Annotated in this window: 22 protein-coding genes; 19 read left to right on the top strand and 3 right to left on the bottom strand. The window is 65.7% G+C overall.

Annotation, left to right across the window (positions count from 1 at the left end; translation table 11 throughout):
* Nucleotides 1–64 precede the first annotated feature (64 nt).
* The 7 genes from CYJ10_RS10865 (at nt 65) to CYJ10_RS10835 (ending at nt 9,344) form a co-directional block, all read left to right on the top strand.
* Nucleotides 65–1,210, top strand: a complete 1,146-nt coding sequence (locus tag CYJ10_RS10865) for an exonuclease SbcCD subunit D (RefSeq protein WP_101681570.1) — start codon at nt 65–67, stop codon at nt 1,208–1,210.
* Nucleotides 1,207–4,278 carry an AAA family ATPase gene (locus CYJ10_RS10860; protein WP_101681472.1) on the top strand — a complete coding sequence of 1,024 codons (3,072 nt, stop codon included), beginning with the start codon at nt 1,207–1,209 and terminating at the stop codon, nt 4,276–4,278. The genes CYJ10_RS10865 and CYJ10_RS10860 overlap by 4 nt, the downstream gene beginning before the upstream one ends.
* 352 nt (nt 4,279–4,630) lie before the next feature.
* Nucleotides 4,631–5,314, top strand: coding sequence for a 3-oxoacid CoA-transferase subunit A (locus CYJ10_RS10855; RefSeq protein WP_101681471.1), 684 nt, complete (start codon nt 4,631–4,633; stop codon nt 5,312–5,314).
* A 19-nt stretch (nt 5,315–5,333) separates the two neighbouring features.
* Nucleotides 5,334–5,981 carry a CoA transferase subunit B gene (locus tag CYJ10_RS10850; protein WP_066742676.1) on the top strand — a complete coding sequence of 216 codons (648 nt, stop codon included), beginning with the start codon at nt 5,334–5,336 and terminating at the stop codon, nt 5,979–5,981.
* A 38-nt stretch (nt 5,982–6,019) separates the two neighbouring features.
* A complete protein-coding gene (gene pcaF / locus CYJ10_RS10845; RefSeq protein ID WP_101681470.1) occupies nt 6,020–7,222 on the top strand; it encodes a 3-oxoadipyl-CoA thiolase in 1,203 nt (400 codons plus the stop codon).
* A 276-nt stretch (nt 7,223–7,498) separates the two neighbouring features.
* Nucleotides 7,499–8,230, top strand: a complete 732-nt coding sequence (locus CYJ10_RS10840) for an SDR family NAD(P)-dependent oxidoreductase (protein WP_066742670.1) — start codon at nt 7,499–7,501, stop codon at nt 8,228–8,230.
* Between the two features lie 109 nt (nt 8,231–8,339).
* Nucleotides 8,340–9,344, top strand: a complete 1,005-nt coding sequence (locus tag CYJ10_RS10835) for a Bug family tripartite tricarboxylate transporter substrate binding protein (protein WP_029051535.1) — start codon at nt 8,340–8,342, stop codon at nt 9,342–9,344.
* Nucleotides 9,345–9,579: 235 nt separating this feature from the next.
* On the opposite strand, the gene CYJ10_RS10830 is transcribed toward CYJ10_RS10835, so the two are convergent.
* The gene (locus CYJ10_RS10830) at nt 9,580–9,795 is read right to left on the bottom strand and encodes a hypothetical protein (protein ID WP_101681469.1); all 216 of its coding nucleotides are present in this window, start codon (nt 9,793–9,795) and stop codon (nt 9,580–9,582) included.
* Between the two features lie 342 nt (nt 9,796–10,137).
* Between CYJ10_RS10830 and CYJ10_RS10825 the strand changes: the two genes are divergently transcribed.
* The gene (locus CYJ10_RS10825) at nt 10,138–10,728 is read left to right on the top strand and encodes a PadR family transcriptional regulator (protein WP_101681468.1); all 591 of its coding nucleotides are present in this window, start codon (nt 10,138–10,140) and stop codon (nt 10,726–10,728) included.
* A 101-nt stretch (nt 10,729–10,829) separates the two neighbouring features.
* On the opposite strand, the gene CYJ10_RS10820 is transcribed toward CYJ10_RS10825, so the two are convergent.
* Nucleotides 10,830–11,819, bottom strand: coding sequence for an NAD(P)H-dependent flavin oxidoreductase (locus CYJ10_RS10820; RefSeq protein ID WP_101681569.1), 990 nt, complete (start codon nt 11,817–11,819; stop codon nt 10,830–10,832).
* Nucleotides 11,820–12,022: 203 nt separating this feature from the next.
* Here CYJ10_RS10820 and CYJ10_RS10815 point away from each other — a divergent pair, with 203 nt between their 5' ends.
* On the top strand, nt 12,023–13,108 hold the full coding sequence (locus CYJ10_RS10815; RefSeq protein ID WP_101681467.1) for a tyrosine-type recombinase/integrase: 1,086 nt from the start codon (nt 12,023–12,025) through the stop codon (nt 13,106–13,108).
* A 137-nt stretch (nt 13,109–13,245) separates the two neighbouring features.
* The gene (gene galE, locus CYJ10_RS10810; protein ID WP_101681466.1) at nt 13,246–14,265 is read left to right on the top strand and encodes a UDP-glucose 4-epimerase GalE; all 1,020 of its coding nucleotides are present in this window, start codon (nt 13,246–13,248) and stop codon (nt 14,263–14,265) included.
* A gap of 70 nt (nt 14,266–14,335) precedes the next feature.
* Here galE and CYJ10_RS10805 read toward each other — a convergent pair whose 3' ends face one another.
* Nucleotides 14,336–14,647, bottom strand: coding sequence for an H-NS histone family protein (locus CYJ10_RS10805; RefSeq protein WP_101681465.1), 312 nt, complete (start codon nt 14,645–14,647; stop codon nt 14,336–14,338).
* A gap of 549 nt (nt 14,648–15,196) precedes the next feature.
* Here CYJ10_RS10805 and CYJ10_RS10800 point away from each other — a divergent pair.
* The 9 genes from CYJ10_RS10800 to flhC all read left to right on the top strand — a co-directional run bounded on the left by CYJ10_RS10800 (nt 15,197) and on the right by flhC (nt 26,281).
* On the top strand, nt 15,197–17,005 hold the full coding sequence (locus CYJ10_RS10800; protein WP_101681464.1) for a methyl-accepting chemotaxis protein: 1,809 nt from the start codon (nt 15,197–15,199) through the stop codon (nt 17,003–17,005).
* A 138-nt stretch (nt 17,006–17,143) separates the two neighbouring features.
* Entirely contained in the window at nt 17,144–19,132 is a 1,989-nt protein-coding gene (locus tag CYJ10_RS10795) for a putative bifunctional diguanylate cyclase/phosphodiesterase (protein ID WP_101681463.1), read from the top strand.
* 176 nt (nt 19,133–19,308) lie between these two features.
* Nucleotides 19,309–19,692: a response regulator gene (locus tag CYJ10_RS10790; protein ID WP_101681462.1), complete on the top strand. Its 384-nt coding sequence runs from the start codon at nt 19,309–19,311 to the stop codon at nt 19,690–19,692.
* Nucleotides 19,693–19,864: 172 nt separating this feature from the next.
* Nucleotides 19,865–20,353: a chemotaxis protein CheW gene (locus tag CYJ10_RS10785; protein ID WP_101681461.1), complete on the top strand. Its 489-nt coding sequence runs from the start codon at nt 19,865–19,867 to the stop codon at nt 20,351–20,353.
* 83 nt (nt 20,354–20,436) lie between these two features.
* Nucleotides 20,437–22,074 (top strand): methyl-accepting chemotaxis protein, encoded by a 1,638-nt coding sequence (locus tag CYJ10_RS10780; protein WP_101681460.1) that lies wholly within the window; start codon nt 20,437–20,439, stop codon nt 22,072–22,074.
* A 172-nt stretch (nt 22,075–22,246) separates the two neighbouring features.
* On the top strand, nt 22,247–24,097 hold the full coding sequence (locus CYJ10_RS10775; protein WP_101681459.1) for a methyl-accepting chemotaxis protein: 1,851 nt from the start codon (nt 22,247–22,249) through the stop codon (nt 24,095–24,097).
* 114 nt (nt 24,098–24,211) lie between these two features.
* Nucleotides 24,212–24,964, top strand: a complete 753-nt coding sequence (locus CYJ10_RS10770) for a DUF4088 family protein (protein ID WP_101681458.1) — start codon at nt 24,212–24,214, stop codon at nt 24,962–24,964.
* Between the two features lie 397 nt (nt 24,965–25,361).
* Nucleotides 25,362–25,679 (top strand): flagellar transcriptional regulator FlhD, encoded by a 318-nt coding sequence (gene flhD / locus CYJ10_RS10765; RefSeq protein WP_008647543.1) that lies wholly within the window; start codon nt 25,362–25,364, stop codon nt 25,677–25,679.
* The gene (flhC, locus tag CYJ10_RS10760; RefSeq protein WP_101681457.1) at nt 25,676–26,281 is read left to right on the top strand and encodes a flagellar transcriptional regulator FlhC; all 606 of its coding nucleotides are present in this window, start codon (nt 25,676–25,678) and stop codon (nt 26,279–26,281) included. The genes flhD and flhC overlap by 4 nt, the downstream gene beginning before the upstream one ends.
* Nucleotides 26,282–26,318: the final 37 nt, after the last annotated feature.

The raw sequence follows: 26,318 nt of genomic DNA, 5'->3' as shown, positions 1-26,318 counted from the left end.
CGTTATGATGCGGGACCGCACGGCAAGGCCGTGCATTACGCGCCACTGCGCCGAAGGACCCGAATTGCGTTTTCTCCACACCGCCGACTGGCATCTTGGTCGGCTTTTCCATGCCCGCAGCCTGATTGAAGACCAGGCGCATGTGCTCGACCAGTTCGTGGCGCTGGTGTGCGACGTGCGGCCCGATGCCGTGCTGATTGCCGGCGACGTGTACGATCGCGCGGTGCCGCCGCCCGAGGCCGTGGCGTTGCTGGACGACGTGCTGGCGCGCATCGTGGTGGAAGCCAACGTGCCGGTGGTGATGATCGCGGGCAACCACGACAGCGCGCAGCGGCTCGATTTCGGCGCGCGCCTGCTGGCCGCGCGCGGCCTGCATGTGGCGGGCCGCACCGGGCCCGAGACCGCCTGCGTGTCGTTGCGCGACGCCCATGGCGAGGTGCGCATCTATGCCCTGCCGTATGCGGAGCCGGCGGTGGTGCGCGACGCGCTCGGTGTTGACCTGTCATCGCACGAGGCGGCGCTGGGTGCGCAGCTCGACGGGATCCGGGCCAGTCATCCGGCGGGCGTGCGCGCCGTGGCGGTTGGACACGCGTTCGTGGTGGGCGGCGCGGTCAGTGAATCGGAACGGCCGCTGTCGGTGGGCGGCAGTGGCGCGGTGGGGGCGGGCCTGTTCCACGGCTTCGATTTCGTGGCGCTGGGCCACCTGCACCGGCCGCAGACCATCGGCGAGCGCATTCACTACGCCGGGTCGCTGCTCAAGTATTCGCTGTCGGAAGCCGATCACCTCAAGACCGTTTCGCTGGTCGAACTGGACGAAAAGGGCGCTGTGCGCATCGAGCCGATCGCGCTGCAACCGCGCCGCGACCTGCGCATCCTGACCGGCGAGCTGGCCCGGCTGGTGGAAGCGGGCCTGGCCGACGCGCGCCGCGACGACTACGTCTACGCGGTGCTGACCGATACCGGCGCGCTGCTGGACCCGATGGCGCGGCTGCGCGAGGCGTATCCGAACGCGCTGGCCATCGAGCGGTCCATTCTGGCGCGCAGCGGGCAGGCGGGGGAGGCCGGCCGGCGCATGCGCGAGCTGGACACAGGCAGTCTGTTTGCAAATTTCTTCCGCGAAGTGGCTGACGCGGACCTGGACGGCGACCAACGCCGCGCACTGGACCATCTTCTGGCCGGTATGGAGGCTTCGGAAAGGGAATCGGCATGAAACCGCTGTACCTGAAGTTGCAGGCTTTCGGTCCGTTTGCTGCCACCGAGACCATCGATTTCACACGGCTCGGCGAGCAGGCGTTCTTCCTGATCCACGGACCCACGGGCGCGGGCAAGACCACGCTGCTCGATGCCATCTGCTTTGCGCTCTACGGCGACACGTCGGGCGGCGAGCGCAGCGCGCAGGACATGCGCAGCGCCAATGCCGACCCCGCGCTGCGCACCGAAGTCACGCTGGAATTCGGCCTTGGGGCGATGCATTACCGCGTGACGCGCTCGCCCACGCAGGATCGACCCAGCCAGCGCGCGGCGGGCGGCTTCGTCAAGGAAGCCGCCAAGGCGCAACTGGACGCGATGCTCGACGGCGCCTGGAAGAGCCATGCCAGCCAGCCCGGCCGCGTCAGCGATGCCGTGCGCGATCTGCTGGGCTTTGACAGCGCGCAGTTCCGCCAGGTGATCGTGCTGCCGCAGGGCCGCTTTCGCGAGCTGCTGACCGCAGATTCGCGGGCGCGCCAGGGCATCTTGGAGCGGCTGTTCCATACCGAGCTCTATCGTCGCGTGGAAGAGCAGCTCAAGGAGCAGGCCGCCAGCATCCGGCGCGAGGCCGAGCAGATTGCGGTGCGCCGCAAGACGCTGCTGGACCAGCACGCGCTTGCGTCGATCGATGCCCTGACCGATCGCATCGACGCGCTGCAGGTCACGCTGGCCGAGCTGTTGCGCCGCGAGGACGTCGCGCGCGCCGATAGCGAGGCCGCGCAGGCATCGCTGCGCAAGGGCGAACTCGAACATACCCAGATCAAGGCCTGGCGCGAAGCCGAGGGCGCGCATGCCATGCTGAACGCGAAGGTGGCCGCCGTCGATGTCGATCGCGTGCGGCTGCAGGCGGCGCGACGTGCGGCGCAGGTGACGCCGACCGTGCAGCAACTGCAGGCGGCCCGGCAGGATCAGACCAGGGTGCGCGCGGCCCAGGCGCAAGCCGAAATATTGGCCACGCGTGCCGCGCAGACGGCGGAGACCGCCGCCCACGCGCTGCGTGCCGAGCAGTCGCGCCAGGAGACCCGCGCCGCCGCGCAACGCACGGTGACCAGGCTCGAACACCTGTTGCCGCAGGCGCGCAGGCTCGGGGTGTTGCGTAATGCCGTGGCACAGGCCGGCACCACGCTGGCCATGGCGCAGTCGGCATGCGTGGCGAAGATCGATGCCTTCCAGGCAGCCGGCACGGCACTCAAGGCGCTGGAAGCCGATGGCGAGCAGGCCCGCGCCGCCGCAGCCGGGCTGCAGGCGCTGCAGTTGCGGCTGGAGCAGGCGCGCGAGCGCGCGGCGCGCATTGCGCGATATCGTCAGATCGAGGCCGAACTGGGGCCATTGCGCGCGGCGCTGGTGGCCAGCGAAGGCCAGAAGCGTGGTGCCGTCGAGGCCCGCGATGCGGCGCGCGTGGCCATGCGTCAGGCCGAGGTGGACTGGCGTCACGGGCAGGCCGCGCGCCTGGCCGGCAGCGTCAAGCGCGGCGAGCCGTGCCCGGTCTGTGGCGGCAAGGATCATCCGGCGCTGGCGCAACAGACGTTGGCGCTGGTGAGCGACGACGATCTCGATGCCGCGCGGCTGGCACTGCAACGCGCCGAGGATGTGCTGGCGGAAGCCGGCACCGCGCATCAGCAGGCAGACGCCAGGGTGGCGCAATGGCAGGCGCGGCTGGCCGACCTGGCGGAAGCGTTGGGCGAAGGCACAGCGGGGACGGCAATGGGGGCCGCTGCGGCGCAGGCGCTCGATGCCGAGATCGCCACGCTGGCGCAGGCCGCGCGCGACGCCGAACTGGCCGCCAAGCGGGCCGACACGCTGGCAGCGCAGGTCGCTCAGGCGCGCACGGCAGTTCAGGCCGCCGAGGCGGCAGCCAAGGCCGCCGACACGGCCACCCGCGCCGCCGCGCACGAACACGCACGGCTGGACGGCGAATGGCAGGCCGCTTGCGAGCAGGTGCCCGAGGATTCTCGTGACCCCGATGCCATGACTGCCGCGCTGGAGGCGGCTCGGCGCGAAGCCGGCGCGCTCGAAGCCGCGCTGCAGGCCGCGCAGGGCGCCGAGCGCGACGCCGTGGCCCTGCAGGCGGCAACGGCTGCGGCGCTGGCGTCCGCGCGTGACAACGTCGCCCTGGCCGATGCCCGCGTCACCGAGCGCGAGACCGTACTGGCCGATGCCATGCGCGCGGCCGGCTTCGACCACGACGACACCTACCTTGCTGCGTGCCTGTCCGCTGACGACACGTCGTCGCTCGACGACGCGATCCGGGCCTTCGATGTCGAACTGGCCCGCGCGGCCGAATGGCATGCGCGCACCGCCACCATCGCCCAGGCGCTGCAGGTGCCCGACATGCCCGCGTTGCTGGCCACGCGCGACCAGGCGGCAGTGCGGCTCGAAGCCGCCATCCGCGAGCGCAGCGAACTGGCCGCGGCGCGCGACACGCTGCTGCAATGCAGGGGGCAGGTGGAAGCGCTGGCAGCCGAAGGGCGCGAGGTGGAAACGCGCTATGCGGTGCTGGGCCGCCTGTCGGAAGTGGCCAACGGCAACAATCCGCGCCGCATGACGTTCCAGCGCTTTGTCCTGGCCACGCTCCTTGACGAGGTGCTGGAGGCGGCGTCGCTGCGGCTGCTGCGCATGAGCCGCGGCCGCTACGCGCTGCAGCGTGTGCGCGAACTGGGCGACCAGCGCATGGCCGGCGGGCTCGACCTGGAGGTGTTCGACCACGATACCGGCGCCACGCGGCCGGCCAACACGCTTTCCGGTGGCGAAGGCTTCCTGGCGTCGCTATCCTTGGCGCTGGGGCTGGCCGACGTGGTGCAGTCGCGCGCCGGCGGCATCCAGCTCGACACGCTGTTCGTGGACGAAGGGTTCGGCACGCTCGATCCGGAAAGCCTCGACTTTGCCATCCGCACGCTGCTGGATCTGCAGCAGGCGGGCCGGCTGGTCGGCATCATCTCGCACGTGGCCGAACTGCGAGAGCGGATCGATGTGCGGCTGGAAGTACGCCCCGGTGTCAGCGGCAGCCAGGCGGTGCTGCGCCTGCCCTGACAAGGGCCGGACAATCCGGTGCGCGGGCGATGACCGATTATCGCCCGCCACGCGCAGCCCCTTATTGACCCTGTTTTGACGGCGGGTGTAACCTTTGTTCATTCTGCGAATTGGGGTTCGTATAGCGAACATCGCTGACCCCTGATCCGCCGACCATCACAGAAGCCGCCGCAAGACGGCTCATCAAGACAACTGCAAGATTGTGGACCCTGTCCCGATGTCGTCACCGTGCACAGCATGGGTCGGCACCGCAGGACGCCCGTCCGAGCAGTCTGCCGGAGACATCTTTGCGTGCCGCCCCTCTTGCGGCCGGTCCCGGCGCGATGCCGGACCCTTCCGTACTGGAACGCAAGTGATCAACAAGCTATATGACTCGGTGGAAGCGGCAGTGGCCGGCATCCACGACGGCGCCACGATCCTGATCGGCGGCTTTGGCCTGGCTGGCATGCCGGCGGAGCTGATCGATGCCGTGATCGCCCAGGGTGCGCGCGACCTCACCATCGTCAACAACAACGCCGGCAACGGCGACACGGGCCTGGCAGCACTGCTGAAGACCAAGCGCGTGCGCAAGATCATTTGCTCGTTCCCGCGGCAGGTGGATTCGTATGTGTTCGATTCGCTGTTCCACGCTGGCGAGATCGAACTGGAACTGGTGCCCCAGGGCAACCTGGCCGAGCGCATCCGCGCCGCCGGCGCCGGCATTGGCGGTTTCTTCACGCGTACGGCCTACGGCACGCCGCTGGCCGAGGGCAAGGAAACGCGCATCATCGACGGCCAGGGCTATGTGTTCGAGAAGCCGATCCATGCCGACTTCGCGCTGATCAAGGCCGACACGGCCGACCGCTGGGGCAACCTGACGTACCGCAAGACCGCCCGCAACTTCGGCCCGATCATGGCCATGGCTGCCAAGTGCGCGATCGTGCAGGTCGACAACGTCGTCGAACTGGGCGACATGAACCCCGAGCACATCATCACGCCGGGCCTGTTCGTCAAGCGTGTGGTCAAGGTGGGCGGCTCGGCTGCCCAGGCCGCCTGAGCGCAGAAGGAGATAGAACATGCAACGCCTGACCCGTGACCAGATGGCCGCCCGTGTGGCCAAAGACATTCCGGACGGTGCCGTGGTGAACCTCGGCATCGGCCTGCCCACCCTGGTTGGCAATCACCTGCCGGCCGACAAGGAAATCCTGCTGCACAGCGAAAACGGCCTGCTCGGCATGGGCCCCGCGCCGGCAGCCGGCGAGGAAGACGGCGACCTGATCAACGCTGGCAAGCAGCCGGTGACGATCAAGGCCGGCGGCTCGTACTTTCACCACGCCGATTCGTTCGCGATGATGCGCGGCGGCCACCTCGACTATTGCGTGCTGGGCGGCTTCCAGGTGTCCGAAAAGGGCGATCTGGCCAACTGGCATACCGGTGCCCCGGGCGCCATTCCCGCCGTGGGCGGTGCGATGGACCTGGCGATCGGCGCCAAGCAGGTGTTCGTGATGATGGAGCACCTGACCAAGCAGGGCGAAAGCAAGATCGTGCCCGAGTGCACGTATCCGCTGACCGGCATCGGCTGCGTGACGCGCATCTACACTGACCTGGCCACCCTCGACGTGACGCCGGACGGCCTGGTTGCCCGCGACCTCGCGGAAGGCCTGTCGTTTGAAGAACTGCAACGCCTGACCGGCGTGCCCCTGAAGCAGACGCAAGCCGCCTGATCCAACACCCAGACCACCAAAACCGAGCGAGACAGAACATGAGCGACGCATTTATCGTTGACGCCATCCGTACCCCCATCGGCCGTTACGGCGGCAGCCTGTCCGGCGTGCGCGCGGACGACCTGGGTGCGGTGCCCCTGAAGGCACTGATGGCACGCAACGCCGGCCTGGACTGGTCGGCCATCGACGACGTGATCTACGGCAACGCCAACCAGGCGGGCGAAGACAACCGTAACGTGGCCCGCATGTCGGCGCTGCTGGCTGGTCTGCCGGAAGCCGTGCCGGGTTCGACGATCAACCGCCTGTGCGGTTCGGGCATGGACGCCACGGGCACCGCAGCCCGCGCGATCAAGTCGGGTGAAACCAACCTGATGATCTCGGGCGGCGTGGAAAGCATGAGCCGCGCCCCGTTCGTGATGGGCAAGGCCACCTCGGCGTTCTCGCGCCAGGCTGAAATCTTCGACACCACCATCGGCTGGCGCTTCATCAACCCGGCGATGCGTGCCGCCTACGGCGTGGACTCGATGCCCGAGACCGCCGAAAACGTGGCCACGGACTACAAGATCAGCCGCGAAGACCAGGATCTGATGGCGCTGCGCAGCCAGGAAAAGGCATCGCGCGCCCAGGCCGACGGCACGCTGGCCCAGGAAATCACCGCCGTCACGATTCCGCAAAAGAAGGGCGACCCGATCGTGGTCGACCGTGATGAACACCCGCGCGCTACCAGCATGGAAGCGCTGGCCAAGCTGCGCGGCGTGGTGCGTCCGGACGGCACCGTGACCGCCGGTAACGCATCGGGCGTGAACGACGGCGCCTGCGCGATCCTGCTGGCCAGCGAAGCGGGCCTGAAGCAGCACAACCTGAAGCCGCGTGCCCGCATCGTCGGCATGGCAACGGCCGGCGTGGCACCGCGCGTGATGGGTATTGGCCCGGCACCGGCCACCCAGAAGCTGATGAAGCAACTGGGCATGTCGCTGGACCAGATCGACGTGATCGAACTGAACGAAGCCTTTGCTGCGCAAGGCCTGGCCGTGCTGCGTCAACTGGGCATCGCCGACGACGACAAGCGTGTGAACCCGAACGGCGGCGCGATCGCCCTGGGCCACCCGCTGGGCATGAGCGGCGCGCGTCTGGTGACGACGGCGCTGTACCAGCTGGAGCGCACTGGCGGCCGCTTCGCGCTGTGCACGATGTGCATCGGCGTGGGCCAGGGCATCGCCATGGTGATCGAGCGAGTTTAAGGGTTTAGGGGTTTGAGCTTGTTCGTTGTCTGAAATATGCGGCCCCCTCTCGCATGCAATGGGAGAGGGGAGCAAACAGAAGGCGGCAGGCAGCAGATTCCCAATTCATCGAACGCTTAATTTCCCTTGTTTCCTGCCGTTAATTCAGGTGGGAAGTTTCAGTGGTGTCTCTTCCCCAACGAGGTAGAGCATTGCGGCCAGGCCGACGGGCTCGCCGGTCTAGCCGCATCTTTTTTCTGACTGACCCGGTTTTGTATGCCGGTGCGGAGTTTTGAGATGTCCCTTCCCGTTGCCACGCTTGTTACCGGCGCCAGTTCCGGCATTGGTCGTGCGATTGCCGAAATGCTGCTCGCCGATGGCGTGACCCGTGTGATCAATGTCGACTATGCAGAACCGACGTGGTCGCATCCGAACCTGACCTTTTTCCAGGCCGACCTGACCAATGCCGACGCCACGCGCGCGGTGGCGGCGCAGGTGACCTCACAGTTTGCGGTGACCCGGCTGGTCAACAACGCCGGCGCCACGCGTCCCGGCACGGCCGACACGGCCACCGCCGCTGATCTCGATTACGTCGTGGGCCTGACGCTGCAGGCCACGATGCTGCTGACCCAGGCCTGCCTGCCCGCCATGCGCGCGGCCGGCTTTGGCCGCATCGTCAACATGGCCTCGCGCGCGGCGCTGGGCAAGCCCGAGCGCGTGGTGTATTCCGCGGCCAAGGCGGGGCTGGTTGGCATGACCCGAACGCTGGCGATGGAGCTGGGCGGCGACGGCATCACCGTCAACGCCGTGGCACCGGGTCCCATCGCCACCGAGCTGTTCCGAAAGAGCAATCCGGAGGGCAGCGAACAGACACGGCGCATCCTGGCAAGCATCGCCGTGAAGAGAATGGGAACGCCAGAAGACGTGGCGCGTGCCTCGCTGTTCTTCCTCGCACCCGAGAACGGTTTCGTGACGGGACAAGTGCTGTACGTCTGCGGCGGAACTACACTGGGTGTGGCACCCGTATAAGAAAGTTGCCCGCCCCGAGGCACGGGGTGGAATAGCGATTCAAAGCATTGGCGTCAGTGGCGCTCACAAGGTTTGCCCGCTGACGTGCATGGATATCCTGGAGCACAAGATGAGCATCACCAATCAAACCTCGAAGGCGCGCAGACGCCTGCTGGCCGCTGGCGTGGCAATGGCCGCTGGCTTTGCCGTCATGACCGGCGCTCAGGCGCAGGGCAACTACCCGACCAAGCCGATCACGATGATCGTGCCGTTCTCGGCAGGTGGCACCACCGACATCCTGGCCCGTATCGTCAGCCTGCAACTGGGCAAGGCGCTGGGTCAGCCGGTGGTGGTGGACAACCGTCCGGGCGCGGGCGGCAACATCGGCGCGTCGCTGGCCGCCAAGGCACCGGGCGACGGCTACACGCTGTTCATGGGCACGATCGGCACGCACGCGATCAACCAGTCGCTGTACTCGAAGCTGCCGTACGACCCGGTCAAGGATTTCGCGCCGATCACGCGCGTGGCCATGGTGCCGAACATCGTCGTGGTGAACCCGAAGGTACCGGTCCACAACATCAAGGAACTGATCGCCTACGTGAAGGCCAACCCGGACAAGCTGTCGTACGGTTCGTCGGGTAGCGGTTCGTCGATGCACCTGTCGGGCGAGCTGTTCAATTCGATGACGGGCCTGCATATCCAGCACATTCCGTACAAGGGCAGCGCCCCGGCCGTGAACGACCTGCTGGGCAACCAGATCGGCCTGATGTTCGACAACATGCCGTCGTCGTACCCGCACGTGAAGGCTGGCAAGCTGCGCGCCATCGCCGTGACCTCGGGCAAGCGCTCGCCGGCCCTGCCGGACGTGCCGACCGTGGCCGAAGCCGGTGTGCCGGGCTATGAAGCCACGTCGTGGTTCGCCCTGTACGCTACCGGCGGCACGCCGCAGCCGATCGTCGATCGCCTGAACGCCGAAGTGGTCAAGATCCTGGCCATGCCGGAAGTGAAGAAGCAGATGGCCGAGCAAGGCGCCGAGCCGAACCCGGAAAAGCCGGCCCAACTGGCCGCTTTCATGAAGTCCGAAACCGCCAAGTGGGCCAAGGTGGTGAAGGCTTCGGGCGCAACGGTGGACTGATCGCCAGCGCTGTAAAAAAGCAGTACCGCAGTTTCGCAGTACTCGAACCGGCCACGGGCGCCTGCCCGGCGGCCGGTTTTTTATTGTCTCGCGCCAGAACCGGCGCCAAACTCCGCACCAAAGAAAAAGCCCGCGAGGTTGTCGCGGGCGCAAATCCCAGGTCCGTGCAGGACAGGAGGAGACAAGCAGCAGCTTCGGCGCGCCACCGGGCATGGCCCGGCAGCCCGCAGGGCGATCAGGTCAGGCTGTATTTGACGACCTGTTCCTCGACACCGACGAAGCGCACCAGCTGCCGCAGGCCGCTGGCGTATTCCTTGATATGGTGGCCGTCCGGGGTATCGGGCAGCCGGTAGTAGATCGGGGCCGTGCCGGCACGTGCGCGTGCGGCGCTGATGGACGCCGAGGTCTCTCCAGCCGCCGTGCCTTCGGTAATTTCCGGTCTTGCGTTCATCGACGACTCCCAGGAGACGCATGGCGCTGAACGTTGGGCCGGCAAGGAAAATGCGCGCGCATGCGGGTGGCAATGTCTGGAATGTATTGCAGGCGGTCGCGAAAAGCCATTTCGATTTTTTTACATCAGTTTCAGGATAATTGCCTGAATTGTCATATTTAGGATTCCTTCGGCCCCGTCGATATCCGGATGGTGTACCCGCGTAGCGATCTGCCGAACAGGCGTTGCAAGGGTTAACGGCATGACGCGCCCTGACTTGCGCGCTACCATAGCGCCACCCTGAACATTCCCGGCTCAAGGCTGCAACGTTCGTGCCAACCCGGGCCACCATCTCCAAGGCGAATGTCCACCCAGCACGCGCTCCTGATTTCCCTGATCGAAAAGCCATCGTCGGGCTACGACCTGGCGCGCCGTTTCGACAAGTCCATCGGCTATTTCTGGCACGCCACGCACCAGCAGATCTACCGCGAACTGGGGCGGATGGCCGAAATGGGCTGGATTGCGGCCGAGGACGGTGGCAAGGAACAGGCGAGCCTGGCCAGTCCGGCAAGCACGCCCGACGGCGTGCCGGCGGAGAAAAAGAATCGAAAGAAGGTGTACTACGTGCTGCCGGCCGGCCGTGACGAGCTGGTGCGGTGGGTGCTGTCGCCCGGCGCGGGGCTGGACCAGCGTGAGGAAATTCTGGTCAAGCTACGTGCAGATGCTGCAATCGGGCCGCTTGGGCTGGACGAGGAAATGCAGCGGCTGATCGCCCTGCACGAGGATCGCCTGGCGCTCTACCGCGATATCGAACGCAAGGATTTCGGCGGCACGCTCGATCGGCGCCAGCAAATCCAGTATGCGCTGCTGCGGCGAGGCATCCGGTTCCAGGAGGACTGGGTGAAATGGGGACGGGACTTGATGCCGTTGCTGGAAAAACCCAGCGAAGGCTGACGGCAGATCCCCTGCTGCCGATGCCCTTTCCCGCCAGTGCCTACACCGGGCGGGAAAGGGACACCTCAGGAAACTTCAGAAATACATCAGAAAAACGCCAATCAGGCGACGCTGGCCGCATGCGCGGCAGCTTCGGCCGGGGCCAGGCCCAGGCGGCGGCGTGCCAGCGCGTACTCTTCCACGAAACGGCGCACCAGTTCGGCAGCCGGCACCACGCGCTTGATGGCGCCCACGCCCTGGCCGGCGCCCCAGATGTCCTTCCATGGCTTGACGCGGGTCGAACCGAAGTTCATGGCCGTGGCGTCCGACGTCGGCAGCGCCTCGGGGTCCAGGCCCGAGCGCACGATGCTGTCCCGCAGGTAATTGCCGTGTACGCCCGTGAACAGGTTGGAATAGATGATGTCGTCGGCGGTGCTGTCGACGATCATCTGCTTGTAGGCGTCCTGGGCATTGGCTTCCAGCGTGGCAATGAAGGCCGAGCCGATATAGGCCAGGTCGGCACCGGCGGCCTGGGCGGCCAGCACGGCGTCGCCGCTGGCGATGGCGCCGGACAGCAGCAGCGGGCCGTCGAACCATTCGCGGATCTCGTGCAGCAGCGCGAACGGCGACAGCGTGCCGGCATGGCCGCCCGCACCGGCCGCCACGGCGATCAGGCCGTCGGCGCCCTTGTCGATCGCCTTGCGGGCAAAGGTATTGTTGATCACGTCATGCAGGACGATGCCGCCATACGAATGCACGGCCTCGTTGACCTCCACGCGAGCGCCCAGCGACGTAATGACGATGGGCACCTTGTAGCGCACGCACATCTCCAGGTCGTGTTCGAGCCGGTCATTGGACTTGTGCACGATCTGGTTGACCGCGAACGGCGCGGACGGGCGGTCGGGGTGCTTGGCATCGTGCTCGGCCAGTTCGGTCGTGATGCGGTCGAGCCATTCCTCCAGCTTCTCTGCCGGGCGCGCGTTGAGCGCCGGGAACGATCCTACGACGCCGGCCTTGCATTGCGCGATGACCAGATCGGGATTGGAAATGATGAACAGCGGCGAGCAGACGGCCGGCAGCGACAGGTTTTGCAGCAGGGCGGGAATGGCCATGACGGTTCCTTCGGATGAACGCAGCAAATCGGTGGGGCACATGCAATCGATGCCGGGAGGCGATCCCGCGATATATGCAACCAGTTGCATGATGAATCGCAAGGTATCACGTTCGCGGGGCGCACTGCAACCGGTTGCAACGACAATTTGCGGCACCGCCGCAGCGGCCAGTGGCGCATTGTCTACAATGGGCGCATTGCCTTATGCGCCATGCAGGAGATGAAGTGGTGACTCACCCCGCGATCGATGCCGGCTCGGCCGATGGCGCGCCGCCGGTGTCCGACGATCTGTTCGACGCCGACCTGGCCGCCTGGTACCGACAGCCGGAGCGCGCATTCGACGGCTGGCTGGCACGGCATGGCTTCCGCCCCGGCACGGCCATCGTGTATCGCGCGATGTGGGGCAAGCTCCTGCGCTGGTCGGGTGAACAGGGCGTGCCGCCGCTGAAATGGTCCGCTGCCCAGATTGGCGCCTTTCTCGATGCGCAGAATCTTCACAAACGTCACCGCTATCGATACGCGCGCTTGATAGAGCGGATATTCCATCATCTGGCCACACTGCAACAGAATCTGCACAATCCGGCGAGCCAGGCAGTGAAGGCACATCTGGCCGACGGCGAGAACGATCCCACCGCCTTCCTGCTGCCGGGCGAGCGCGACCTGCTGGTGGCGCGCATCCTGGCGCCTTCGCCGGAAAGCCTTCCGGGCAAGGACGCCAGGGGCGACATGTCTCCTACGGCCTGGAAGCGCGCCCGCGATGTGGCCCTGCTAGCGGTGTTGCTGGGCGGTGGGCTGAAGGTGGCGGAAGTGCGCGGGTTGCGCCTGGATGCCATCGACGGCATCGACGAGGGTGCGATGGCCATCCGGATGGTGCGCCCCGACAACGGGCGTACTTATATGGTGCCGCTGTTCGGCTTCGCCCATGCGCCGCTGCGCCGATGGCTGGCGGTGCGTCGGGCCGCCGAGTCGCTGGGCGACCTGGTATTCCCGGCGATGGCCAACGGCCGCCCCATGCACGCCGCTTCGATCTATCGCCGCATCGAGATCCTGCTCGAAGAAGCCGGCGTGCTGGCCGGCCGCAGCGAGCGGGCGTCGCCACAGACCCTGCGCAATACCTGTGGCGCGATGCATTTCGATGCCGGCACGACGCCGGCCGCCGTCGCCCAGTTGCTGGGCATGCGCGATCTCGAATCGGGCTGGCGTCTGCACGCGGCCTATGAGGCGTGGCAGGCACGTGCCGGATTGCCCTTGATGACGCCGCAGGCTGCGCGGCCTGTGCGGGAATCCTGACATTCGTTTGAATGCCCGCGCAGGCGGCCGTAATATGGGCCGGTTAAGATGTGGGCCCGACCGGCGAATCGTGGTCTGCGAATTGCAACAGGAGATTCGCACCGCGTCGTGAAACACTTACCGACCTGACTATTTCCATGGCTGAAACCTTACTGCTGACTGGCGCAACCGGATATATCGCTTCGCACACCTGGGTGGCGTTGCATGAGGCGGGCTATCAAGTGATCGGACTCGATAATCTGTGCAACAGCAATCGTGAGGTCGTGAGCCGGCTGGCCCGCATTACCGGTACCGCGCCGCATTTCGTCGAAGGCGATGTGCGGGATCGCGCGCTGCTGGACCGCCTGTTTGCCGAGCACGAGATTGCCGGCGCGATTCATTTTGCGGCACTCAAGGCGGTGGGCGAATCGGTCAGCAAGCCGCTGGAGTATTACGGCAACAACCTCGAAGGCATGATCAGGCTATGTAGCGCAATGCAGGCTGCTGGCGTCAGGCAACTGGTGTTCAGTTCGTCGGCCACCGTCTATGGCAATCCCCATACGGTGCCGATTCTCGAGGATTTCCCGCTGTCGGCAACCAATCCGTACGGCCAGACAAAATTGATGGGCGAACAGATCCTGCGCGATCTGGAAAAATCCGATCCGGAATGGCGTATCGCATTTTTGCGATATTTCAATCCGGTTGGGGCGCATGACAGCGGCCTGATTGGCGAGGATCCGGGTGGTATTCCGAACAACCTGATGCCGTACGTGGCCCAGGTGGCCGGCGGCCGACGTGAAAAACTGAGCGTCTACGGCGGCGATTACCCGACCGTCGATGGCACCGGGGTGCGCGATTACATCCACGTGAGCGACCTGGCCGACGGCCATGTGGCCGCGCTGAACTACCTGCGCAAGCATCCAAGCGGGATGACGGTGAACCTGGGCACGGGCCGTGGCTACAGCGTCCTGGAGGTAGTGAAGGCCTACGAACGTGCCAGCGGACGCGCGGTGCCTTATCAGATCGTCGAGCGGCGCTCGGGCGACATTGCGTCGTGCTATGCCGATCCGGCGCTGGCCCACGCACTGCTGGGCTGGCGTGCCCGCCACGACCTGGACCGCATGTGCGAGGATTCCTGGCGGTGGCAGTCGATGAATCCCCAGGGGTTTGCCGCGTGACCGGCATACGCCAATAAAAAACCGGGCCAAGGCCCGGTTTTTCTTTTGCTCGCGTGCGTGGCGTCGCCGCTTAGCGAATCAGGAAGTCTTCCATCGCCTTGCCATTCGCCAATGCCTGCGTCAGCCAGCCCGGACGCTTGCCGCGACCCGTCCAGGTATTCCCGGCGCTATCGCGATAACGGACCGGAACCTTGCGCGCGGTAGTGGCCTTCTTGCCGGCCACGCCCTTGCTTCCAAATCCGAGGTCTTCGGCGGTCAGGCCAAACTGTTCGATTTTCTCGCGAATTTCGGCGATCACGGTGGCTTGCTCGCGCGCCTTGATCTCTTCGGCCTGCCGTTGCAGTTCGCTGATTTTCTGAACGATTTCCTGATATGTCGCCATTTGTATCCCTCGATTTACTGGGTGGGTCCGTGAATTGACGAAAAGCATTATAACCACTGTCGGCCACGCTGCAAATCCTTTGCGGCGACAAACCGAAAAATACGAAAATTCTCAATTAAAAAGAATTACTGAACTTATGACAGGGGTGCCAGTCGGCCTTCGCTTGCCCAACCTGCCAGAATGCCCATCTGCTGGGGCAGCCCAGCTGCGCAAGGCAACATCGGGCTGACGGCCCTGAAACGGGAATCGCAGCTTAATCCTGGCATTTGGCGTGCGCGGTCCGGCGCAAGAGAGTTTCAGCGAACGCTGAATTCAGCCCGTCGGCATATTCATTTGCGCCATGGGAAACGCACTGGTCGCGGCGCAGGCAGCGCATATTCAGGTCATTCAAAGTGCATCAGTCGCCATACCTGAAATCCATTTGGTCTGCAACTCAAGGAAGGTTGTGCGCCGGCCGTTATGGAGTCCTGAGCAGACCGCACGGGGTGTCGGTCTGCCGGACCGAAGCAAGGGAGTGGCTTCGGGTTATCTCCTAATGATCAGCACATCATGTCCTTTCATCAGAATATTCAGATCAAGACCCTCTTGCGGGGAGCCATGGCCGCATTGGGGGCCATCCTGCTGGTTGTGGGCGGGGCGGGATTGCAGGGCATTTCCCAGTCCAATGATGCGCTGAAGGAGACTTACGCCAACCAGATGGCTTCATCCCAGGCGCTGGCCGAAGCGATGCTCGGCACCACGCGCCTGCGTCTGGCGCTGGACCGCACGGTCATGCCCGGCAGCGAGGGCGACGACATGAACAAGCACGTCGAACGCTCGAAGATTTTCGTCGAGTCGTCGGACAAGGGCTGGAAGCGTTACATGGCGCTGCCGCAGAACGATGAGGAAAAGGCGCTCGCCAGCGCCCTGGCCGCCAAGCGCCAGGAGTTCTTCGACGCGGGCGTGGCCAAGTGGCAGCAGGCGCTGACCTCGGGCAACCGCGAGGAATCGCTGCGCATGGCGCGCGACGTGATGCCCGACCTGCAACGCAGCATGGCCGCCGCGCACGAGAAGCTCGAGAAGTTCCAGATGGAAGCGGGCAAGGCCAACTTCGAGGCCGCCCAGGATCGCTTTGCCACGATCCGCACCATGTCGATCCTGCTGATCGCCTTCGGCCTTGCCATTGCCGTGGTGGCGGCGATGATGTTGCACCGTGCCATCGTGCGCCCGGTGGAAGAAGCGCTGTCCGTGTTCGAGCGCATGGCCGCTGGCGACCTGACGTCGCGCATCAACAGCATGTCGAAGAACGAGGTTGGCCGCATGATGCAGGCCCTGGCCAAGATGCAGGACAGCCTGTCGGGCATCGTGTCCGAAGTGCGCGGCGGCACCGATTCGATCGCCTCGGCCACCCAGCAGATCTCGGCCGGCAATACCGACCTGTCGCAGCGTACCGAAGAGCAGGCCGCATCGCTGGAGCAGACTGCCGCCAGCATGGAAGAACTGACCACCGTGGTGCGCCAGAACGCCGACAACGCCCGCCAGGCTGGCGTGCTGGCCGGCGAGGCATCGCAGATCGCCATGAAGGGTGGCGATGTCGTGGGCCGCGTGGTGGACACCATGAACGAGATCAACGGCGCGTCGCGCAAGGTGGTCGAGATCATTGGCGTGATCGAGGGCATCGCCTTCCAGACCAACATCCTGGCGCTGAATGCGGCTGTGGAAGCCGCGCGTGCTGGCGAGCAGGGCCGCGGCTTTGCCGTGGTGGCCGGCGAGGTGCGCAGCCTGGCGCAGCGCAGCGCCAACGCCGCCAAGGAAATCGAATCGCTGATCAGCGAATCTGGCCAGCGTGTGGAAAGCGGTACGAAGCTGGTGGCCGAAGCCGGCAACACCATGGGTGAGATCGTGCAGGCCGTGCGTCGTGTGACGGACATCATGAACGAGATCAGCGCGGCGTCGCAGGAGCAGACCACCGGCATCGAGCAGGTCAATCAGGCCGTGGCGCAGATGGACCAGGTCACCCAGCAGAACGCGGCATTGGTGGAAGAGGCCGCTGCCGCCGCCGGTGCGCTGGAAGAACAGGCGCAGAAGCTCAAGAGCGTGGTGTCGGTGTTCTCGCTGGCGTCCGACGCCGGTGCGCCGCGCCAGCTGGCAGCGCCGGTCCGGCCCGTGCATGCACTGGCGCCGGCCCAACCCGTGACTGCCAAGGCTGCCGCGCCCAGGCCCGCCGCCGTTGTCCGTACGCAGGAACGTGCGCCGGTGCGTCCGGCCGCCAAGCGTCCTCCGGTCGTGCGCAAGACGCGCGAGCCTAAGCTGCTGCGCCCCGCGCTGCACCAGCCGGCTGGCGCATCGAATTCGGACGACAACTGGGCGGCCTTCTGATTATTTCGAGGTCGACATAAACAGGACTGAGTGCCACAAGGTTCACACGGAGCGCGCAAGATGCCATGATGTGGGGTTTTGTCTGCCCCGCATTCCGGTGTTCCCCGCGCCTTTGCCGTTTCCCTTCGCGCAGCCCCAATGATTGCCACGAATACCCTCCTGTTGCTGCTTGCAGCCGCGCTCGGCGTTGTTGCCGCGCGAGGCCTGCGCGCTGCCAAGCCGGAAGGCGAGCCGGGGCGCACGGCTGTCCGATCGCTGGCGTGGTCGGCCGCGCTGCTGTCGCAGTTCACCACCGGCATGCCGCTCTGGGTGGCGGTGGCTTCGGGCACGCTGACGGCGGCCAATCGCGGCGCCGACGTGGCGGCAACCTTCGCCGCGACGCTGGCGGCAAGCCTGGCCGCATCGCACCTGATCGCCCCCGCCTGGCACTGGATGCGCCAGGGCGGGCGTGGCTGGCAGGTTGCCATCGTCACGGCCATGCTGGCCGGCGCGGGCCTGGTGGCGGTGGCCGGCGCGCGGCTGGGCGGGGCGTGCGGCGGCCTGTCGATGTCGCCGCGCGACTGCCTAGACGTGGCTGGCCTGCACGGGTCGGCGTGGCTGGCCGGTGGGCTGATGCTGCTGTGCTCTGCGCTCTATGCGATGCATCGCATCCAGTCGCGCAAGTGGGCGGGGGTGTATGCCGAGGGGGCGCTGGCCGACGATGTGTCCGGCGTTTCTGACGAATTCCCGGCCGCCGGGCGTGCCGGCGAGCCGCGTCTGGTGCGGCGTGGCCACGGTCGCCTGGCCGGGCTGACCGTGCGGGCGTCGGGCCGCGACCAGCCGCCCGTTGGCGAGTACAGCGTGAGCAACGAGGATCTTCCCGATCGCACCGCCTTTGCGCGCTGGCTCGACCAGACCATCGCGCATGCCCGGTTGTCGGAAACCGCCTGCGCCGTGCTGCTGATCCATATTGCCGATTTCCGCGAGGTCGACGAAGTCTTCGAGGTACGCGCCGACGACATCCTGGCGCAGGATGCGGGCGCGCTGGCCCAGGCCGCGCTGGAACCGCACCACTTCCTGGCACGGCTGGCGCGCGATGAATTCGCGGTAGGGGTGCCGGAACTGGTGCAGCACAACCGGGCGCACGATCTGGGTGCGCGCGTGCTTGGATCGCTGTCCGAATTCGTGGCGGCGCGCGGGCTGCAGATGCAGATCGGCGTGAACATCGGCATTGCCATCTATCCGCGCGACGCGGCCACTTCGGAATCGCTGATGCAGGCGGCGCGCGTCAGCCTGACGGAAGCGCGCGAAAGCGGCTCGAACCAGATGCGCGTGTTCAATTCCGCCGCCGGCGAACGGGCGCGCCGCATGCGCGTCATCCGCCGCGATCTCTGGCCGGCCATCCAGGACGACGCGTTGTCGCTGATGTACCAGCCGAAGTACGACGTGAAGTCGCGCGGCGTAGTAGGGGCCGAGGCGCTGTGCCGCTGGCGGCATCCAACGCTGGGCCCGGTCAATCCGGCCGAATTCATCATGGTGGCCGAGCAGTCGGGCCAGATTGACAAGCTCGACGACTGGGTCATCGCCACGGTCTGCGCCCAGGTGCGCGCGTGGCAGGACGCCGGGCTGCCGACGGTGCCGGTGGCCATCAACGTATCGGGGCTGCGCTTTGCCAGCCGCAACTTCCCGCAATACCTGCTCGAACAGATTCACCAGCACGACATTCCGCCCTCGGCCATCACGCTCGAAATTACCGAGACGGCGGCCATGAAGGACATCGGCAAGTCGATGGAGACGCTGGCCGAGCTGCAGTCGCTGGGCATCCACGTGGCGCTGGACGATTTCGGCAGCGGCTATTCCAGCCTGGGCTACCTGAAGCGGCTGCGCGTGGGCACGTTGAAGATCGACCGCACGCTGATTGGCGGGCTGGACGCCGATCCGCAGGGCCGGGCGATCGTGGGGTCGATGGTGGCACTGGCGCACGAACTGCGCATGAAGGTGGTGGCCGAGGGCGTGGAGTCGGCCTCGCAGCTGGACATCCTGCACGGTATGGGCTGCGACGAGGTGCAGGGCTACCTGATGGCAGTGCCGCTCGATGCCCCGGCCTTTGCCGAACAATTGCATGGTGCCCAGCCGCTGCGCGGCTGAGCGGCCGGGCGAAACGTGAAAATTCGTCAACAACGCTAAAGCGTGCGCCTGGCGCGTCGTTATGAAGGTGACAGGGCAGTGGCGCATGCCGGATTTCGCACGCCCTGGCCAGCTGGCCTGTCCGTCGCCGGCCGCGCTGACTTGCCACTGGCGGACCAACCCACACGGAGTCCCCGATGTCCCTTCCGCACATCCTCGTCGTCGACGATTCGCCATCCCTGCGCCGCATGACCGGCGCCTGCCTGCGTGCGGGCGGATTCACGGTGACGGAGGCGGCCGACGGCAAGGAGGCGCACGAGGTGGCCTTGGAGGGACAATTCGGCATGCTGGTCACCGACCAGGTGATGCCCGTCATGGACGGCCTGTCGCTGATCCGCGCCCTGCGCGCCACGCCGGCCTATGAGTCGATTCCGATCCTGATGCTCTCGACCGAGCACGACGACCGCATCCTGGAGCAGGCCCGCGAGGCTGGCGCCTCGGGTTTCCTGGCCAAGCCCTTCGATCCGGAAGACCTGCTGGCTTCCGTCCACGCGCTACTGGACCCTCCCACGGAGGGGTAAGCCGGGCGCCAAGTCGTCCTTAATTCACCCCGCATCGTGCCGTAAATACTGGAGGGCCATAGCAGGTGGTCCGGCTTGGTCCATTGGGCCGCAGGCCGGCTGATCACCTCGGGTCGCCAGCAGCCAGGGGCACGCTACCCCGGCCACGACCAACCTTGCCAGCGGGGGCAACATGAATACCAGCAACAACCGCGCGGACGGCGCGGGAGAAGAATTCCTAGCCTTCCGGCTGGGCCGCGAGGAATACGGCATCGACATCCTCAAGGTCCAGGAAATCCGTGGCTACGAATCGGTCACGCAGATCGCCAACGCGCCCGACTACCTGAAGGGCGTGGTCAACCTGCGCGGCACCATCGTCCCGATCATAGACCTGCGCATCAAGTTCAACCAGGCCGAGATCAGCTACGACCAGTACACCGTGGTGATCATCGTTGATATCCATGAACGCACCACGGGCATCGTGGTTGACGGCGTATCCGATGTGCTCACGTTGACCCCGGCGCAGATCAAGCCGGCGCCGGCGCTGTCCGGCGGCGTGGCCACCGACTACATCCGCGGGCTTGGCTCGCTCGAGGGCCGCATGCTGATCCTGGCCGATATCGAGAAGCTGATGAACGTCGACGATCTTGCGGCGCTCGACGCCGCCGCCGGCACCGCCTGATCCATCCCGTAACAAGCGGCCCGTGGCGCCCGCGAGAATGCGGGGGCCCCGACGCCGGAGCCTTCAACGCAGTTCAAACACCCATGCGCAACAACCAGCCTGTCACGCAGCGTGAGCATCCGCTCTCGCCGGACGACTACCTGATTTCCCGAACCGACCTCAAGGGTCGCATCACGTTCGCGAACCGGGCGTTCGTGGAGACCAGCGGCTTCTCGACGGCAGAGCTGCTGGGCGCGGCGCACAACCTGGTGCGCCATCCGGACATGCCGCCCGAAGCGTTTGCCGACCTGTGGACGTCGATCCAGGCCGGCAAGTCGTGGGTGGGCATCGTCAAGAACCGCCGTAAGGACGGCGATCACTACTGGGTGCAGGCCACCGTCACGCCGACGCGCGTGGCGGGCCGCATCATCGGCTATACGTCGGTGCGGTCGATGGCTTCACGCGAGCAGATTGAAGCCGCCGAGGCCGCCTACAAGCGCTTTCGCGAGCATCGCGCCGCCGGGCTGGCGATTCGCGACGGGGCGGTGGTCCGGACCGGCGTGGCCGGCTTCGTCGGCCGGCTGACCCGCATGAACCTGCGTCGCCGCATTCTCTGGGCCCAGATGGCCGGGCTCGTATGGTTCCTGGTGGCGCTGGTCGGCGTGCACTGGATGTCCGCCGAAGCCGCCGCCCAGTTGTGGCCGTGGCTGTGGGGGGCATTCGCGCTGGCCGTGATTTCGTCGATGGCTTCGGGCGCCATGCTGGTGTCGCGCGTGGAAAAGCCCGTGGGCGAGATGCTCGATTTCGCGCTGCGCATGGGCGCCGGCGACCTGACCACCACATTCGAGCACAAGGCCGGCGACGAGGTGGGTGCGCTGGCGCGCGCCATGCGCACGATGCAGCGCAGCCTGTTGTCGGTGGTGCATGACATCCAGGAAGGCATGGCCAGCATCTCGACGGCCACGCACCAGGTAGCCGCCGGCAACAACGACCTGTCGCAGCGTACCGAACAGCAGGCGGCCTCGCTGGAGGAAACCGCGTCGAGCATGGAGCAACTGACTGGCACGGTACGTCAGAACGCCGACAACGCGCGCCAGGCCAGCGGGCTGGCCGCCAACGCGTCGGAGACGGCCGTGCGCGGCGGCGAAGCCGTGGGACGCGTGGTGCAGACCATGCAGGAAATCAACGAGGCATCGCGCAAGATCGTCGACATCATCGGCGTGATTGAGGGCATCGCCTTCCAGACCAACATCCTGGCACTGAACGCTGCCGTGGAAGCTGCCCGTGCCGGCGAGCAGGGCCGCGGCTTTGCAGTGGTGGCAGGCGAGGTGCGCAGCCTGGCGCAGCGCAGCGCCAACGCCGCCAAGGAAATCAAGGGCCTGATTGGCAACACCGTGTCGCGCGTGGAAAACGGCGCGGCGCAGGTGGGCGACGCCGGCGCCACGATGGACGAGATCGTGCAGGCCGTGAAGCGCGTGACCGACATCATGGGCGACATCAGCTCGGCATCGGCCGAGCAAAGCGCGGGCATCGAGCAGGTCAACGAGGCCGTGGCGCAGATGGATGAAGGCACGCAACAGAACGCAGCATTGGTGGAGCAGGCCGCTGCCGCGGCCGGCGCACTGGAAGAGCAGGCCGACCGCCTGCGCGAGTCGATCTCCACATTCCGCGTGAGCACGCAGGCCGAAGTCCGGCCCGCGCGCCAGCGCCAGATGGAGACGATGGCGGAGGCGGCTGGCTGAAGTGGGGAGCAGGCCCGCGCCCTTTGGGGCAAGGGCCATTTCATAAAGGGCCGCGCCAAAACACGCGGCATCAGGAACGGGGTAGAGCAGCCGCCCACGCAGGCGGCCGCGACAACAACCCGGGTGGCATTGTCCATCCCGGTCATTTCTGACAGAAGAAGGGGGTAGTTCTATGCAGTGGTTCAATCAACTACGCGTTACGACCAGGCTGATCGCGGGCTTCCTGGTGGTATCGGTGATCGGCGCCGTCATCGGCCTGCTGGGCGTGGTCAACATGGGGCGCATGGCGGACTGGACCGGCAAGATCTACAACACCGACCTGCAGGCGCTGAAGGCCGTGCAGGACGGCAACATCAACCTGGTCTACGCCAGCCGCGCCCAGATCGCGTTGCTGTCGGCATCGACCATGGGCGAACGCGCGACCGAGAAGGAAGAGATCCAGAAGTCGCTGACGACGATGGAAGCACGCGTAAAAACTGCAAAGGACTCGTTCAGCCAGCCGGAAGGCCAGGCGCTGTTCAAGCAGTATGAAACGCTGGTACCGCCGTTCCGCGACCGCATGACCAAGTACGTGGAACTGGTGAGCAAGCAGCCGCTGGACACGTCGCAGTTCGAGAGCACGGTCTTCACGGAAAGCGCTGACCTGCTCAAGGAAAGCCGCGCGCTGGAAGACGTGCTGTTCAAGATGGTCAAGCGCCGCGACGACCGCGCCAAGTCGAACATGGAAGAGTCGACCAACGTCTACAACAGCTCGCGCGTGCTGATGCTGGTGCTGGTGCTGGGTGGCGTGGTGATCTCGGTGCTGCTGGGCATGTTCCTGGCTCGCCAGCTGTCGCGCCAGCTGGGTGGCGAACCGGGCTATGCAGCGTCGATCGCCGCACAGATTGCCGATGGCGACTTCTCGGCCAAGGTGGAGCTGCGCCGTGGCGACGACCACAGCCTGCTGCACGCGATCGGCCAGATGCAGCAGCAGCTGTCGTCGATGGTCCGCGACTTCAAGGACTCGGCCGAATCGATCGGCACGGCCTCGCGCGAGATTGCTGCCGGCAACAATGACCTGTCGCAACGCACCGAACAGCAGGCCGCCTCGCTGGAGGAAACGGCTTCGAGCATGGAAGAGCTGACCAGCACCGTGCGCCAGAACGCCGACAACGCCCGTCAGGCCAGCGGCCTGGCTGCCAATGCGTCGGACACGGCTGTGCGCGGTGGCGAGGTGGTGGGCCGCGTGGTGGACACTATGGGCGAGATCAACGATGCCTCGCGCAAGATTGTCGACATCATCGGCGTGATCGAGGGCATCGCCTTCCAGACCAACATCTTGGCACTGAATGCCGCTGTGGAAGCCGCACGTGCCGGCGAACAGGGCCGTGGCTTTGCCGTGGTGGCCGGCGAGGTGCGCAGCCTGGCACAACGCAGCGCCAACGCCGCCAAGGAAATCAAGACGCTGATCGACAACTCGGTGGCGCAGGTGGATACCGGCGCGGCGCTGGTGAGCCAGGCCGGCACGACGATGGACGAGATCGTGCAGGCCGTGAAGCGCGTGACCGACATCATGGGCGAGATCAGCGCGGCGTCGGCCGAGCAGAGCTCGGGCATCGAACAGGTAAATCAGGCCGTGGCGCAGATGGACGAAGTGACGCAGCAGAACGCGGCACTGGTGGAGCAGGCAGCGGCGGCAGCGGGTTCGCTGCAGGACCAGGCATCGCGCCTGATGGATTCGGTGTCGGGCTTCCGCCTGTCGGACAACGATGCATCGATGGCTTCGGCGCCGATGCTCGCTGCTCCGGCGGCGCCCGTCGTGCGTTCGGTGGTCAAGCCCGCCGCCAAAGCCCCGGTGAGCCGTGTGGCCAAGGGCGGCAAGCGGGGCAAGCCGGTCAAGGCCGGCACCGCGCTGGTGGCTGCCGCGCCGGCCGTGGCTGAAGTTGCCGACGAGGATGCCGATACACAGAAGAAGCGCCCTGCGCTGACGGCGACTGCGTCGGCCAGCCCGGCATCCGATAACGGCGACTGGAGCGCCTTCTGAGCGTCATCGGCCCTACATCCGACGGCCACATAATCGTCGTCTGAAAAGGACGGCAGCGCCCCGGCACAGCGTTGTAAATGTTGCGCCGGGGCGTTCACTCGTCTGCAGAACATCATGCATACCGAATTCAGTCTGTCCCTGTCGGCCGAAGCCGCAGCGCGGCTGCGCGCAGATTTCGATGCGTTTGTAAAAGTTTCCACCGGTCTCGACCCGCAATTCATTCCGCCAGCCTTCGACGATTTCATGCGTGCGCGGCTGATGCAGCAGGATGGCCCGCTGACCGAGCGTGCCGTCATGCGCCTGCTGGCCAGCGGCGAGTACGGCTGGGCCAGGAAGGTCTTCGACAAGCAGTTGCCGAACGCGCTGGCGGCGCTGATGCGCGATGCGCAACGCTTCGGGTTTGCCCTGGCCGTGCAGCCGGAATGGACGTCCCAGCAGCGCGTGGAACACGCGCGGGAGTGGGCGGCGAACATCCTGGCCGAGGCCGGCGCCGATGCCGCGTTCACCGAGGCGCTGGCGGCGCAGATATCGGCTTCCGCCGTCGACGTACGCACCATCGAGGAACGCATGCGCACGCCGGCGTGGCGCATTTCAGACAGCCTGCGCCAGCGCGCCTACGACGTCATGTACGCGTTGCAGACCGAGGAGAGCGAGGCATTGGGCCGCAGCAAGGTGGGCGAACTGCGTGCCCTGCTGGGGCTGGCCCTGGAATACCGGTCGGTGAGCGCGGAGGAAGCCGCTCGCGTCCTTGAGCAGGTGGAGCGCGCGCGTCCGCACCTGTTCCGTGAAGCACCCGACGACGTGTTTGCACGGCTGGCGGCGTGGTTGCGTCGCGTGTTTAGCCAAGGTGCGCTCGTTCGTCAATAGTGGTAACCAGCACCCCCCTTTCGTGAGATGCGTGTCCACCGTCTGAAACCCGTTTCCGTTCAGTACGCAAACTGTTACACCTTTGATGAAAATCAGAAGACAGTCATAGTGGCTGTTACAAACTTCAGGGGTCATGTCTTTTCCTTACGACATTACCCAATCCCCAACGTAAGTAGGGATTGGCATTGTGGGCGGAATGCCGATATAAACGTAACAGTTTCACTTACACTCTGTAACATCTGTAACGTTTCAGAGTTAGGGTGTAACCGGGCGAAGTTCCTTTCGTAGTACGTCGTACCCACTCGAACACGCAACAAACGATCTGGTCGCCGGCAAGGTTTCCTTGCAGGTAAGCGCCGGACAAGCGGTCGAGGGGTTTTTTGGTAGCGGGGAAAAATTGGAAAGCAGTGAAGTTCTCCAGGAGATTAGGGAGGTCAATCTCGCCTATCTTCTGCTTGCGCAACGACTGGTGCGCGAAAACCAGGTGGAAGCCATGTTCAGGCTTGGTGTCAGCAAGGAAATTGCTGAGATTCTTGCCAAACTGACCTCGGCGCAACTCGTCAAGCTGGCCGCATCGAACATGGTGCTGTGCCGTTTCCGCTTCGACGATCACGCATTGCTGTCCACCCTTACCCATACGGCCAAGAGCCATGATATGCAGCAGATCCACGCTGCTATCCTGCTGGCCCGGCAACCTGTGGAGTCGCTCAATTGACCGCGCTCCTCCAGGCCCAGTCGGCCCGCAGTTTCACGGCTGCTCCCGTACCCAACCGCAAGAGCGTCCTGCAGGACGCCAACCAGACCCAGCTCGCCATCGAGCTGATCGGCCTGGGTGCGCGCCTGCAAGTGCTTGAAGCCGAGACCACGCTCTCGCGCGACCGGTTGATTCGCCTCTACAAGGAGCTCCGGGGAGCATCGCCGCCCAAGGGCATGCTCCCGTTCTCCACAGACTGGTTCACCACCTGGCTGCCGAATATCCATTCGTCGCTGTTCTTCTCCGCGTTCCAGTTCATGGTGCAGGAAGGCGAGACGTCGGGCATTCGTGCCGTAGTGGCCGCTTACCGTCTGTACCTCGAGCACGTTTCGCTGCTCGGTGGCGAAATCGTCTTAAGTTTCACCCGTGCCTGGACGTTAGTACGGTTTTTCGAGAGCAACATGCTGCAGCTTTCTGCGTGCACCTGTTGCGGCGGAAAGTTCGTGACGCATGCTTATGAGCCGCACGCGAACTTTGTCTGCAGCCTGTGCCGCCCGCCTTCGCGCGCCGGAAAGGTGAAGAAGCTCTCGAAGGACGCCGCATCCGCGCAGACGCAAGCCTGATTCACCGGGCCTGACGTCCGCGTGGCAGGTGGGTCCC

The sequence above is a fragment of the Cupriavidus pauculus genome (genome assembly GCF_002858765.1).
Classification (GTDB): Bacteria; Pseudomonadota; Gammaproteobacteria; order Burkholderiales; family Burkholderiaceae; genus Cupriavidus; species Cupriavidus pauculus_B.
Note: the sequence above shows the minus strand (reverse complement) of the source record. Positions and strands in the feature narration are given on the sequence as shown.

Bases quoted from the DNA above. Each gene is read 5' to 3' on its own strand.
- CYJ10_RS10795 (WP_101681463.1), top strand. From the start codon at position 17,144: ATGATTGCCACGAATACCCTCCTGTTGCTGCTTGCAGCCGCGCTCGGC.
- CYJ10_RS10830 (WP_101681469.1), bottom strand. From the start codon at position 9,795: ATGAACGCAAGACCGGAAATTACCGAAGGCACGGCGGCTGGAGAGACC.
- CYJ10_RS10840 (WP_066742670.1), top strand. From the start codon at position 7,499: ATGTCCCTTCCCGTTGCCACGCTTGTTACCGGCGCCAGTTCCGGCATT.
- CYJ10_RS10785 (WP_101681461.1), top strand. From the start codon at position 19,865: ATGAATACCAGCAACAACCGCGCGGACGGCGCGGGAGAAGAATTCCTA.
- CYJ10_RS10790 (WP_101681462.1), top strand. From the start codon at position 19,309: ATGTCCCTTCCGCACATCCTCGTCGTCGACGATTCGCCATCCCTGCGC.
- CYJ10_RS10800 (WP_101681464.1), top strand. From the start codon at position 15,197: ATGTCCTTTCATCAGAATATTCAGATCAAGACCCTCTTGCGGGGAGCC.
- CYJ10_RS10815 (WP_101681467.1), top strand. From the start codon at position 12,023: ATGCGCCATGCAGGAGATGAAGTGGTGACTCACCCCGCGATCGATGCC.
- CYJ10_RS10775 (WP_101681459.1), top strand. From the start codon at position 22,247: ATGCAGTGGTTCAATCAACTACGCGTTACGACCAGGCTGATCGCGGGC.
- CYJ10_RS10835 (WP_029051535.1), top strand. From the start codon at position 8,340: ATGAGCATCACCAATCAAACCTCGAAGGCGCGCAGACGCCTGCTGGCC.
- CYJ10_RS10860 (WP_101681472.1), top strand. From the start codon at position 1,207: ATGAAACCGCTGTACCTGAAGTTGCAGGCTTTCGGTCCGTTTGCTGCC.
- CYJ10_RS10850 (WP_066742676.1), top strand. From the start codon at position 5,334: ATGCAACGCCTGACCCGTGACCAGATGGCCGCCCGTGTGGCCAAAGAC.
- galE (WP_101681466.1), top strand. From the start codon at position 13,246: ATGGCTGAAACCTTACTGCTGACTGGCGCAACCGGATATATCGCTTCG.
- CYJ10_RS10825 (WP_101681468.1), top strand. From the start codon at position 10,138: ATGTCCACCCAGCACGCGCTCCTGATTTCCCTGATCGAAAAGCCATCG.
- CYJ10_RS10805 (WP_101681465.1), bottom strand. From the start codon at position 14,647: ATGGCGACATATCAGGAAATCGTTCAGAAAATCAGCGAACTGCAACGG.
- CYJ10_RS10780 (WP_101681460.1), top strand. From the start codon at position 20,437: ATGCGCAACAACCAGCCTGTCACGCAGCGTGAGCATCCGCTCTCGCCG.
- CYJ10_RS10770 (WP_101681458.1), top strand. From the start codon at position 24,212: ATGCATACCGAATTCAGTCTGTCCCTGTCGGCCGAAGCCGCAGCGCGG.
- pcaF (WP_101681470.1), top strand. From the start codon at position 6,020: ATGAGCGACGCATTTATCGTTGACGCCATCCGTACCCCCATCGGCCGT.
- CYJ10_RS10820 (WP_101681569.1), bottom strand. From the start codon at position 11,819: ATGGCCATTCCCGCCCTGCTGCAAAACCTGTCGCTGCCGGCCGTCTGC.